The organism is Myxococcales bacterium, assembly GCA_016720545.1.
Taxonomy (GTDB): Bacteria; Myxococcota_A; Polyangia; order Polyangiales; family Polyangiaceae; genus JAAFHV01.
On the sequence record JADKKK010000023.1, the window covers coordinates 72,342 to 85,263 of the forward strand.

The following is a 12,922-nucleotide window of genomic DNA, read 5'->3' on the forward strand; positions in this document are numbered from 1 at the left end:
CCGTCCCCGGCGGTGTCCGCGTCAGTCGGCTGCGCCACGTCGCGCGGGGCGCCTCACGCCGTGGGCGGGCTCCCCTCGAGCGCCCGCGCGAGGGACTCCGCTCCCATCGGAGTCGCCACGAAGAGCCGCAGACGGCGCGTGCGGTTGCCGCTGCCCTTCGCCCCGGGCTGCCTGCCGACCCGCGCCTGCGCCGCGCCGATCGCCCGCTTCAGGGTCGCGACGTCGTCGATCCGCACGGGATACGGCTGCGGGAGCTCCAGCCTCCGCTCCTCGTGGGAGAGCCGCGCCGTGTCGCGCGACTCGACCACAGCGTCCGCGAGAGGCAGGCCCGCCGCCGCGAGGCGCTCGAGCAAGAGCTGGAGCCCGCGATCGTAGTGGGTATTGCGCGCGGTGCCCGTGCCCTGCGTGCCACCGCGCGACTCGAGGACAATCGAGAGGGTGCCTCCGGCCGGCTCGACGCGGAACGTGGCGTCGAGGGGGGCGCCGTCCTCGCCCCGAATCGCCCGCGCGGCGCCCGGGCTGGCGGTGGCCTGTTGCGTCAGCCCCTTTCCGGCCTCCCACGCGGCGAGCGCCCAGCCCGTGTCGATCCATCGAGTGGCCCCTTTCGGGGTCCCGTCGAGGTAGCGGAGCCGGTTGACGAGGGCTTCGTCGAGCAGGCCGCCGTGCGCCCGCGCGTCGTCGGCGGCGAGGATGACCCACGCGAGATCGATGAGCGAGACCGTCCGCTCTCCGAACCCTCCGTCCCCACCGTCGACGCGGAGCCCCCCACGCGGCGCGGCGCCGAGCACCCGCGCGCGACGCCCCTCGGCGTGCGCGATCCACCGCTGCTCCTCGGGGAGCGACACGAGCGCGTCGACGACGACCTGCGCGCGCGCGAGCGCGCCGGGCGGGAGGCGCCGAGAGGTCGCGCGGCCGGCGCCCCACTGGCGCCACGTCGCATAGTCGGCCTCGGGGATCGCCCAGCGCGCTTCGTCGTCGAGCCACCGGCCCACCCCGAGGAACGCGTAGGAGGCGTCTTGGCGGCGCGCGAGGACGAACGCGGTCTCCCCGGGTCGGCGCTCTTCGGCGCCGCGGGCCACGCGATCGGGTTCGGCGAGCTGGCCCGCTTGGTCGATGAAGACGAAGAGATGGCCGCCTTGACGACCCGACCGCGGGAGGAGCTCTTCTAGGCCGAACGCGGGCGCGAGCTCGGCCTCGGACAGCGCGGTTCCCGGAGCGGGCGCGAGGCTCTCTGGTGAAATCGTGCGCTCGAGGCGGGCGATGACCTGCATGTCGTCGCTGGCGTCGAACGAGGGCCCGTCGGGGTTGTCGGACGCCAGCTCCCACCGCGTCCGTCGCGTCCGTCGCGTCGGCGTAGCCGCTTGATTTGGTACTGGCTTCCGGCGCCTTCGGCCTGCACTTGGACGAGCACGACGCGGTTCTCGAGAGTCGAGGCGGGCGCGTGACGGGCGAGGGTCATGAGGGCCCAATCGCCGTCCCTCATCGGGGCCTTGCCGCCGTCCATCGACGTGCCACAGACCCGAACAGCGAAGAGCTCGTCGCCGGCATTCTCGGTCGGGAGCATCACGCGCTCGGGCTGCAGCTCACTTGCTTCAATCGCCGCGGCTGCATGACCCGCGGCAGCCCGCAGGTCCGGATAGGCCACAACCCCACGTCGCGCGGCGAGCTCGACGACCGCGGAATGAACAGGCTCAGCCCACAATCCATCTGGGCTGGCCCGGAACCGGACCTCGAAGCCCGTGCCGGGCTGGCCCGCGCTCGGCCCGAACCAGCGACGCATGAGATCGGGGAGCTGGTTTCTCTGCGTGCCGGCTGGACGAGCGACGTTGCAAAACTCCTTGGCGAACCGAAACTGCCAGACCGAGCTGCCGACCCACACGTCGACCTCCCCGTCCGGCAGCTTCCCGCGGTCGGAGGGGAGCTTGAGGATCGGATCGCGTTGGTTCGAGAGCACTCGGCACACGAACCCATCCGCCGTGACCTCACCGGAGCGCCTTCGCGCGCGGTACTGAGCGAGTCGATAGTCGGTGAGCTCGGCGACCAAGGCCGGGAGTGCCACCACCGCGGCCGCGCCGACCTTGAAGGCAGGGACGAGACGATCGCCCTCGATCCGAAACCACGCGCGCCGCTCCTTTCCCACCGACGTCCAGGCTTCGATGGGGTTGCGCCGCCAATAGGCGACCCAACGTGCCTCGGACGCGGGCGTGAGGGTGTCGACGCGCTCGGTGTCGGGCACGTCGGCGAACAGCTCCGGCGAACGGCGAAGAATGGTGTGAGAACGGCGCGCGATCTCGAGCAGCGACAGGCCTTCGTGGATCGCGTCCGCCTCGAGCAAGACCTCGAGCGTGACCATCTTGAAGCACTTGGTCATCTCGGTGGTCTCGACCTCGGAGAGGAAGGCGCCGGCCTCGTCCAGCGCTGCCGCCTCGTCGTCACTCAGGTCCCCCTCAGAACGCACAAATCCGAACCAGCTCTGATGTCGCGCCCGCAGTCGGCTGGGGAGATACCCCATCCTCTGGAGCTCCCCGGCCTTCGGCCGTAGGCCGCGCTCGACGCGGAGCTCGCGGTAGGCTCGCTCCACTTCGTCCGCGCCGCCCACGCGGAACATCCGCGAGAGAAGCTCCTTGGCCTCGAGCTCGAGCTGAACCGAGCACCCACTCGCCAGCTCGATGGGCTCGTCCGAGCTCCCCTCGATCACGCCGCGCATGCCCGGAGCGGCCCGGCCTCCCAGCGAGAGCAACGTCCGGAGCCGCTCGAGAAACACGCGATGATTGCCGACAAAGTCGATCACCGTCACGGAGGACTTCCCGGGCGCCGCGCGCAGGCCACGCCCGAGCTGCTGGAGAAAGAGAACCCCCGACTCCGTGGGACGAAGCATGACGACCCGGTCGACCGAGGGGACGTCCACGCCCTCGTTGAAGACGTCGACGGAGCACACGGCATCGAGGTCTCCCCTCGCGAGCGCCTGGATCGCCCCCTCTCGGTCGTCGGTGCCTTCGGCGGAGTAGACCGCCGCGGTTCGCACGCCGCGGGCGGACAACCACGTTCGCACGAACTCGGCGTGGGCGATACCGCAGCAGAAGATGAGCGTCTTCCGACCCGGGTGCTCGTGCCAAGCCCGCCACAGGGTCTCCATGCGCGCCTCGGTCTGCGCGGCCTCCGCGAGGGCCGCGGGGTCGAACCGCTTGTTGCGCCAGGGAATGTTCGCGTAGTCGATTTCGTCTCTCACTCCGAAGTAGTGAAATGGCACGAGCCGATCGATCTCGACGCCGCGACCGATGTCGGCGGCGTACGCGAGGCGATCGTCGAAGAGTCCGAGAATGTCCGCGGCGTCTGCGCGATCGGGCGTGGCGGTGAGCCCCAGAAGGAACGTCGGCTCGAGGGATCGGAGAATCGAGCGGTAGGACTGGGCGGCTGCGTGATGAACCTCGTCGACCACGACATAGTCGAAGCGCTGGCCCACGAGCTTCGCGAGGTGCTCCTGCCGGGCGAGCTTCGCCACGGACGCAAAGACGAGGTCGGCCGAGAGATCTCCCCCTTCGCCGACGAACCACCCGAAGCGAGCGCGCACGTCCCTCGCGCGGAGCAGTCGTCGATAGGTATCGGCGGCTTGACGCAATAGCTCTTGTCGATGGGCCAGAAAGAGCAGCCGCGGACGGTGGCCGGTCTCCTCGTGGAGCTGCCGATAGTCGAACGCCGCGAGCCACGTCTTGCCGAGGCCGGTGGCGAGAACGACGAGAGCGCTCCGCCAGCCGTGGTTCGTGCGTCCGTTGCGAAGGCGTGCGAGCGCCTCCACCTGCACCGCATGAGGCTCGGGCGGGGGCTCCACGGCGTCGACGACGAGCTCCCCGGTGGGGAGCGCGTGTGGAGCCTCGCGTGTTCGCTGCGCGTAGGCCTCGACCCACGCCTCGTCGAGCGCGCGGGCCGTGGACCAGAGAGACTCGAAGGCGCTTCGTACGCGTGCATACGCCTCGGCGTCGCGCTCACGGTCGACGCGGAGATTCCACTCGACCCCCGTGTCCAGCGCGGATCGCGACAGGTTGCTGCTTCCGACGAAGGCAATCCCGTAGCGCGCCGACTCGAAAGACCACGACTTCGGATGAAACGCCCGCGTCAGCCCGGGCAGCTTCGCGACCTCGACGACGCGCGTCTCGATCGAACCTGGCCGATCGATCGGGTTCTCCAGGTCGTTCGAGTCTCCGCGCGCCCCGCTCTCCTGCCAGTCGACGAGTCGCTCGAGCGCCGAGGCCTGGGTGATGTCCAGGTAGTCGCCCGTGACGATTCGCACCCGTGCGCCGCGCCTGACGGCGGCGTGGAGATCGTCCTGGATGCGGGAGAGCCCGCTGTCTTGGATGAAGGCCGCGACAATCGCGATATCGGCGGCGGTCGCGAAGAGCGGCAGGATGTGCCGCGCAAAGGGGTCCTCCACACCTCCGGTCGCGAGCGGAGACGGACGCGCCGGCCGCACGTCTGCGGGAGCTGCGAGGTAGTTCCCCTTACTCGGGATGACGTGCCGGACGCCGCCGCGCGGGTCGTCCATGTCGCCGCGGTAGCGGGGGATGACATGCACGTGTAGGTGCATCACGGTCTGCCCCGCAGCGGTCCCCGCGTTGAAGCCGACATTGTAGCCGTCAGGTCGATGCGCGTCGTCGAGCCGACGCTTCACCTCGTCCACGAGAGCGAGGATCGCGTGACGCTCGTCATCGGAAGCGTCGAACCAGGTGGCTACCACGCGTCGCGTGACGACGAGCGTATGCCCTTCGACACGGGGAAGCGGTCTTCCACGGCGAACGCGAGCGCGTTCGAGGCCACCCACGCGGACGGCGGGATGCTCAGGAACGGGCTCGTGCCTTCACCGTTCGGGGGCCCCGCCATGGTGGGGAGGATACGCGGAACGGTTGGGCGGGAGGGGATTGTTGATCGATGTCCGCGACTCTGTTGGGGGAGACCGAACCTCGGCCTTCCGGTTCACCGCAGACACCTCGAGATCACCGACAACGCTTGCCGCAGGCCGACGACAACAAATTCCATGTGTCGCCTGAATAGAGACTACTGCACCGACGCGCCGTCCTCGGTTCCCGCCGACAAATACGCCACCCCTACCTGCCCCTCGACCGCCTCCACGCCGAATCGCATGCCCCAAAGGGCCCGCGCCTGCGACGCCCCGTCTTGCCGGAAATCAAACCCCAGCTCCCGCCCCACGGCCCGCAGAAACCCGAACCCCTGGTCCAGCCGCACGCGGTACACGCTTCCCGGCCACTCGAGACGCAGCTCCCGCATGTGGAGCGTGCTCTGCACGGCGCTTGCGGTCACGCGCGAGCGGCCCACGCCCGCGAGGAGTGCTACGAGCGCCGCCCGCTGGTCCGTCGCGTCGGGCCAGTCGTGGAAGACGCGGTGCGGGCGCACGTCCGAACGGGGACGGGGCGGGGTCGTCACGAGCTGGACCTCGGTGTCAGAACCGATCCCGCCGCTCCGCCTGGCGAGCGCGCCTACCACCTCGGCTACCACCCGCGCGACAAGGGGCGAGCGCACGTACCTATCCGCGTAGGTCACTCGCGTGAGCTTCGTCTCTCCCTGCAGGTGGCGTGCGAGCCCCGGATCTCCCGCCTCGAGGAGCGCGTCAAGGAGGCTCGTACCCACTCGGTCAACGGGACCCGCGAGGCGTGCGGCGAGCTGGATCTCGCGGAAGGTCCCCGGTGGCGTGCCGCGCAGCTCGGTGGGGCGCGATCGCCCTCCTGCCCTGCGCCGCGAGCGGCAGATTCGCGTGCGCGCGCACGACGCGGTCGTCGGGCGCGAGGGCGCCGTACGCCCTTCCCGGGGCCAGCGGTGCGGCGCTCGTCGCGACCCATCGCGTCGACCGAGCCGGCCCGCCTATCTCGAGGGCGAGCCACGCGCCGCCCACGCGCAGCGAGGCTCGAGGGGCCACCACGACCGCCACGCTCGCCGCCTCGCACCGCGACGCGAGCGCGTGCGCGACCTCGGCCGGCAGAGCGCGGCGCGCCTCGTCCGACATCATGAGCGTGACGCGCTTGCCCCCGCTCGCAGCGCGAACGAGGAGCGGCCAGGGGCGCCACGATCCGAGGTCCCATGTGTCGGGCGCGCCGCCGAGTGCGACGCGGCACTCGGTGACGTCTGGGCGCGCGAGCGCGAGGCTCAGGCGCTCGGCGAGGGCGTCGCACTCGAGCTCGCTGTCGGGCCCCAAGAACGCGAACTCGGTTGGGAGCTTCAGCGCCTCGAGGAGCGTGTCGGTGAGGGCACGCTCGCCCACCCTGCGATCAAGCCGGTGCTCCTCGAACTGCGTCTCGAACGACAGCAGGCAGCGGTGGCAGAGCTTGTCGCAGGGGTCGTCGGGCGAGCATCTTAGGATTTCGCGCGCGCGCGTGAGCAGCGCGGGGAGGCGCTCGGGGCACGACCCAACGAACCCCGCGCCCCCCTCGGCGCGATCGAAGAGCTTGATCCCGCGGCGCAGGCCAAGGGGGCCCGCGACGGGCTCGACTGCCCACCCCAGCTCGCGCACGTCGATGCCCAGCGACTCCGCCAGCGCCTGGCGCAGCGCGACCGCGATCGACGCGAGGGCCACGTCGTCGTCGAGTGGCGTGCCGTCCGCGGGCTCGGTCAATAGGAGCTCGACGACGTCTGTCGTGAACGTCCCGCCGAGCCGGAGGTGCCGCTTCAGGCTCGTGTCGCCTCCCGCGCACAGGCGATCTCCCTTGCCGCCGCGCAGCCGCCGGTGCGCCGAGAACGCACTGGGTGGCGGGTCCGGTCTCGCGCCCGGGCGCCGCTCCTCCGACGCGGCGCGACCGCACACCAGGCACACCGCATAGCCGAACCCCCGCTGGCCTCCCGAATGCTCGTAGACCATGCCCGCGGCGGCGTACCGGTACGATCCAACGGCGGGGCTGGCCAGCGAGCGAAAGGGCGCGCTGCCCGCCGTCACCCAGGGCGTGACCACGGGCACGAAGCGCTCCTTGGATAGGTCCGAGCTGGGCTGCGCGTCGATCGCCACGGCAAACCCGCCGGGTCGGAGCACCTCGTGGACCTCCTGAGCCGCTCCACACGAGCACCCACCTGGCAGGTGCCGTGACTCGCCGGTGAGACCGCACGCCTTGCACCGATACACGAAGCGGATGCTCTGGATCTCGTGCGACGTGTCCGCCGGCTGGTACTTCCAGTTCAACGTGACGCCCTCGGGCTCGTAGACTACCCCGTCGATAACCACGCCCGACCCCGGCGCGTACTCGCGAATCGCCATCGCAATGTGGCGCGACGGCCACCCGCCCCAGGAGCGATCGTTGCCCTCCTCGCGCTCGTGCGCGGCCTCGGCGCGCTCCTCGGCGCGGCGCTGCTCGGCGGTGGACGTGACGAACGGAATGACATGCAGCGGGAAGCCATAGGCCGGAAGGAGCCCCTCGCTCGCGAGCGTGCGCAGAAGGTACTCGTCGCGCAGGCGCCGGAGCTGGATCTGCAGGACGCGCTGGAGAGGGCTCGCTTTCTCCAGCGGCGCGAGCGGGTCGACCACGTCCGCGAGCCGGAGCTCGTCTACGAGCCCATCGTGCTCGGCTTCCCAGCGCTCCGCGATCGCATGCATCGCTGCCGCCGTAGCCTCGAGCGCTCTACGCGCGCTCGCTGCGTTGGTCACGGGCGTCGGGGTTCCGCGTGTGAGCCCCTCGAGGGCCGGGGCCAGCGCCTCGGCCGTTACGGGATTCTCGAGCCAGAGCTGGAAGCGCTCGGCCTGCGAGTCAGGCCGTGCGTCGCGCGCGAGGAACGCCGCGCAGGTGAGCTTGAGCCCATCGGCAGCGCGCTCGCGCAGGAACAGAGAGAGGGCGAGCGCGTTCACGTGGCGCTGCGCGATGCGCTGCGCGTGGAGGGTGACGCGGGGCGGCTCGACCACGGTCTTGAAGGGCCACTCGGGGTTCGCGAAGAGGGCCTGTCCGTGCGGCGATCCCTGGCACATCGTGAGCACCACGGCTTGTTCGGCGTCGCGCCGGCCGGCGCGGCCGGCGCGCTGGAGGTAGTTGGCGGGGCTCGGTGGGGCGTTGTTCAGCACGACCGCGAGGAGGCCGCCGATGTCGATCCCCATCTCCATGGTCGTCGAGCACGACAGGACGTTGAGCTTCTCTTCCCGGAAGAGTTCCTCGATCTGCGCGAGACGCGCGCGCTGCTGCTGCGCCGAGTGCTCGGCGGTGGCGAAGTAGGTGACCGGACCGGACGCGGCGATGCGATCGGAGAATTCGGTCCACACGCCGCGCTCGCGGGCGCGTGATACGACCGGGTCGTTCTCGAGCCACGCCTTCATAGGTGCGCGATCGCCGGCCGCGTTGGTGCCGTGAAGGAAGGTGAGGCGCGGCATGTCGATGGGCTCGGCCGGACCCACCGCTACCTGCTGCGCGTCCGCGTGATAGGGCGAGAGGCCGCGGATCGTCGCGTCGAGAAAGCGGCGCGTGAGCGGGCAGCGCCAGCCGGAACTGACGGGCGTCAGCGCGGCGCACTCCTCGAGGTTGGCTGCCCACTCGTCCCCCGCTGGCAGCTTCCTGAGGAGGCCTGCATCGAGGAGCGCGCGCCAAGCATCCGAGAGGAGGCTGTTGACCAGGGCCCGATCGTCTGCATCGTCTGCCTTCACACCGAGCACCAGCGCCAGGTACCGCGCGAGCCGCCCGGAGCGCCCTGCGCCGAGCTGGGGCCACCGCACGGCGCTGTCCGAACCGTCGGCGTCGGGCTCAACGAAGCGCGCGGGGCGCAACGGGCTGGTCATCCACCGGAGCAGCTTCTTGTCCACATCTACCGCCGAGCGGGCGCGCACCTGAAAGTCCATAGAGATCTTGAGGAACGTGCGCCACTCGCCAACCGTGAGGTGGTGTTGGAGCCACGCGGAGGGGGCGGAGTGGACAGAGTCCAGTGCCGGATAGGCGAGCGACGCGAGCCCAAGCGTCTCGAGGGAGCTCTGTCGACGCGGGCGGCGGAGCAGCTCGCGCATCATGCAGAGCGCAGCCATCTGATCGGTCGCGAGATCGGCCGGGAGGTACCGGCTCCGGAGGCTGTTGCGCATCCACGTGTTGACCTCCACCCGCTGCTCTAGCCTGGACTGCAGGGCGCGCCACGGAAGGCGCGGGAGGGTCGACGTCCGGGCGTGGAGCGCGTCCAGGGCGTGCTGCTTCTGGTCGCGCATCGCGAGGAGGACGGGGTTCCCGCGCCCCGCGTCGGTGAGCGCCGCGATCTCCGTCTCGAGCTTCGCGGTCTCGTCGCGGTTCGGAGGCTGCACCTCGCTCCATAGAGCGTGGTACAGGAAGGCGCGCACGTAGCTCCGCTCCGCCTCGAGCTGCGCGTCGATCGCGAACCGCGCCGAGCCCTGCCGGCTGTCGCTGAACGTCAGGAGGCGTCGGCCTCGGGCGGGCTTGTCCCGACCACCCGTCGCGTCCGGGAGCTGCTCCAGCACGGTCGGGATACCGAGCCGTAGGAAGAACCGCGCCCCGAGCCGCACGCGGCGGAAGCCGTCGAGGTCAGGCGTGTCGAGGATCCCGCACCCGGAGCACCGGAGCCGATCCTCGCCGTGTTTCGCGAGGAGGCGTGCGAGGGTGGCCGGGGACGCGTCGTCGTCGAACTTGCCAGACCGTAGTCCCACGGCCGAGCTGGTCGTGAGGTCCAAGACGTTACATGGTGCCACGAGCTGCGCGTCGCCGTAGGTTCGTTTCGCCCGGGCGTCGTCGTCGTCCGACCCCTCCGTATCAAGCTCGACGCCACCCGCGGGGTCCCACTCGTGGGGCGTGAGGCGCTCGTTCGCCACCTCCCGCGCGGAGAGGTGCGCCGCACCGCACGACGCGCAGAAGACCACGGGCAGCACCAAACTCTCGCAGGCGTCGCAGCGGTCTCTCCGTTCGAGGAACACTCTGCCGAAGCCCCAGTCCGAGTCCGCGGCGCCCGCGCCCGGGCGACCCGCACACGCGGCGTTCCAGCACGCCCAAAGGCCCGTTTGCGTCCGCAGGAACAGGTGCGCGCGCAAGGGCAGGAACGGCTCTCCCGTGGGCGGGCGAGCGGCCGCGCACGCGTCGACGACGGCGAGGGTGTCGGCGGCCGAGCGGCCGTCCAGCAGCTCCGACAGCTTGCCCAGCTTCGTGGGCGCGACGAGTGCCTGGCGCAGGGCGCGCGCGAGCGGGGCGGAGGCGAGGGCGCGGTACCCGCGGTCAGGGAGACTCGCAAGCTCACGCGGATTGGGCAGCGCCTCGCGCAAGCCCTCCAGCGCCGGGTCCAGCGGTGGCAGAGCTCGGCGGCCGCTTACGACGGTCACGCGCTCGCGAGGGATCCCTGCGAGCTCGGCGAGGAACGCCTGGAGCCGCTCGATCGCTGCGTTGTCGTCGCCCCCGATCGTCGCGGAGGTCGCTATGAAGCGCACGTCGTCCACGCTTACGCCGAAGGCAGCGATCACGCGCCGCAGGAGGAGCGCGATCTCGGCCGCGGTAGAACCAAGGTACGTGTGGGCCTCGTCGAGGACGACGAAGCGCAGCTTGCCCTGAGAGTGATCCAGGATCGGCGCGTCGTTGCTGCGGACGAGCATGTACTCGAGCATCGTCGCGTTCGTGACGAGCAGCGGCGGCGGGCTCGCGCGCAGATCGACCCGGCACGTCACCTCCTCCGGGCCTGCCACGTTCCTGCCGCCGGTCGGCCGGTGCTCAGGCATGAGGCCGTTGTAGAGGGCGAAGCGCACCCTCCCGTCGAAGGCACGGGTCCACGCGACGAGCCGCTCCTTCTGGCTCTGAATCAGTGCATTCAGCGGATAGAGGAAGAGCGCGCGCACCCCGGTGAGCCCGGCGCGCCCGCCCTCGCGCAGCTCGCGGGCGAGATCGTTCAGGATGGGGACCAGAAAGCACTCGGTCTTTCCGCTCGCGGTACCGGTGCGCACGAGTACCGACTGCCGCGGACGGGTGATGAGCTCGGACCATGCGAGGTTCTGGTGCGCGAACGGGAGGCGATCGGGGGGAAAGCGATAGGCCGCGTGCTCGCGAAGGCGCGTGTTCATGGCGCGCACGAGCTGCGGCTCGAGGTAGGGGAGCGCGCCGAACGCGACTGGGTGCTTCTCCCAGTCGAAGAGCGACTCGAACACAGGTTCGGCCAGGAAGGAGTGGCCTTCGCCCGCGGGCCTCGCCAGCTCGGCAGAGAGCATGGCGAGGAGGGTCCTGCTTGCTGGGCCGATCTGGCTCGTGGTGGCGTGCGCCGCGCGGGTCGCGAGCGAGTAAACGAGCGGTTCGAACATGCCGGGCATGACGGGTCCTTCGGGCTAAATTCCTGCGAGGGTATCTAGGTAGTCCGCATTGTGCTCGAGTCGCTCGCCGAGGAGGAACGCGAGGGCGAGCGCCTGGGTGTCGTCGAACCAGGCCTGGTCGAACGCCCGAGCTCGGCGAATAGCCCGAAGGAGCTCGGGGCGATCGCGCGCGACGTGCGTGTCGTCCAGGAGGAGGCGCGCGGCGAGGACCGGGGCTCGGACTACGTCGCGCTGGAAGTCGGCGATATGGGTCGCTGCGAACTGGTCTTGCATGCGCTTCACGTCGTTCCAGCACGAGGTAGCGTCCTCGAGGTGGAGCTGCGGCCAGCGCTCGCCAGGGTGGCGCTGACGGAGCTGCTCGAGCAGCCCGGGAGCGACAGCTTGTACCAGGCCGTCCCGCTGCGCGCGTTCGAGCAGCGGCCCGGGTCCGGAGCTGGGGAAGTCGGCGCACACAAGTGGCCACACCTCGCGGACGCACGGGAGGATCTCCGGGTGAGCTGCGCCCACGGTCGGGCGCAGGAGGTCCTCGACGCACCGCTTGACCCCGAAGCCTTCGATCCCCGCGTTCGTGCACGCCTCGCTCTGGCGAACAGCCTCTTCGCGGGCGGCGATCCCGGCCTGCAGCCACGCGCGGAGTGGCACGAGGCACCACGCCATGGGGAGCAGCTCGAGGTGGCGCGCGCGCCGCTCGAGCTCCGAGGGATCGTGCGCGCGCAGGAGCGCAACGGCGAGGGCCTCCGGGTGATCCACGAGGGCGCGCACCACGTCGAACGTGTGCGCGGGGTACACGCCCAGTTTCTCGAGGTAGGCGTCGACCTCGGCCCACTCGGGATCGCTCCATGCTCTGGCCAGGCGATCGAAGATGCGCTTCATCTCGCGTGCGCGCGCTTCGTGGTCATGCAGGCAGACAGCCCAGGCGAGGCTACGGTGGCTCACGTGGGCCGCCGGATCGCCGGGCACGGTGACCAGGAGCGCCCTCATCGGCATGGTGGAGCCCAGCCACCCGGTCACGAGCCACGGGCCGGGCCGACGCCCCGCGTACGGAAAGCGAAAACGCGCGTCGCCGATCGGCTCGAGCGGCTCGGGCGCGGCCGCGGGATCCCACACGGGCGTCGCCTCCACGCGCAGCTCCCGGAAATCGCCAAACGCGTTCCCTGCCGTCACGAGGCGCAGGATCTGGTGGTCGTCGTGCTTTTCAGGCTCGAACTGAGCGTCGTCGCGGCGAAGCTCGAGGTCGTGCCGATCGGCCGCGCGCCCTCCACGCTCCGAGAGGGAGAGGCGCATCCCCTCGGCCTCGCGGCGCGGTCCGCCGCCGCCCGGTCTGATCGATGCAAAGAGCAGGTCGATCCGATCACGGAGGGCCTCGAGGTGGACCGCTTGCGTCCCGTCGTCGGTGGGCGCGAGGCGACCGATGAGCTCAGGGCGAGCGCCGCGAAGCCTCGCCTCTACGTCGAGGACCGGGGCGAGGCCGCCTGGCGGCGCGGCGTAGCGCGCGTGGAGGCCGGAGAGCGCGTACGCGCTGACGGCGGTGCCCGGTTCGAGCGGAACGCCGTGTCGATCGGTGAACGCGAGCAGCCTCCCGGGAGGGGGGATTCGGCACTCGAGTACTCCCCCGCAGCGAAAGCGCAGGAGGATGGTCACCGGAAGGCGCGGCCCCGTCGCGCGGGC

3 protein-coding genes and 1 pseudogene are annotated in these 12,922 nt (G+C 70.9%); all 4 read right to left on the reverse strand.

The window, feature by feature from the left end:
• Nucleotides 1-53: 53 nt before the first annotated feature.
• Nucleotides 54-4,875 (reverse strand): annotated as a pseudogene (locus IPQ09_25690) (DEAD/DEAH box helicase family protein).
• A 174-nt stretch (nucleotides 4,876-5,049) separates the two neighbouring features.
• The gene (locus IPQ09_25695; GenBank protein MBL0197546.1) at nucleotides 5,050-5,640 is read right to left on the reverse strand and encodes a hypothetical protein; all 591 of its coding nucleotides are present in this window, start codon (nucleotides 5,638-5,640) and stop codon (nucleotides 5,050-5,052) included.
• A gap of 4 nt (nucleotides 5,641-5,644) precedes the next feature.
• Nucleotides 5,645-11,254, reverse strand: coding sequence for a DEAD/DEAH box helicase (locus IPQ09_25700; GenBank protein MBL0197547.1), 5,610 nt, complete (start codon nucleotides 11,252-11,254; stop codon nucleotides 5,645-5,647).
• Between the two features lie 15 nt (nucleotides 11,255-11,269).
• The gene (locus tag IPQ09_25705; protein ID MBL0197548.1) at nucleotides 11,270-12,895 is read right to left on the reverse strand and encodes a hypothetical protein; all 1,626 of its coding nucleotides are present in this window, start codon (nucleotides 12,893-12,895) and stop codon (nucleotides 11,270-11,272) included.
• Nucleotides 12,896-12,922 lie beyond the last annotated feature (27 nt).

What these genes read in the sequence shown, in the direction of transcription:
- IPQ09_25700 (MBL0197547.1), bottom strand. Translation starts at nt 11,254, where the DNA reads ATGCCCGGCATGTTCGAACCGCTCGTTTACTCGCTCGCGACCCGCGCG.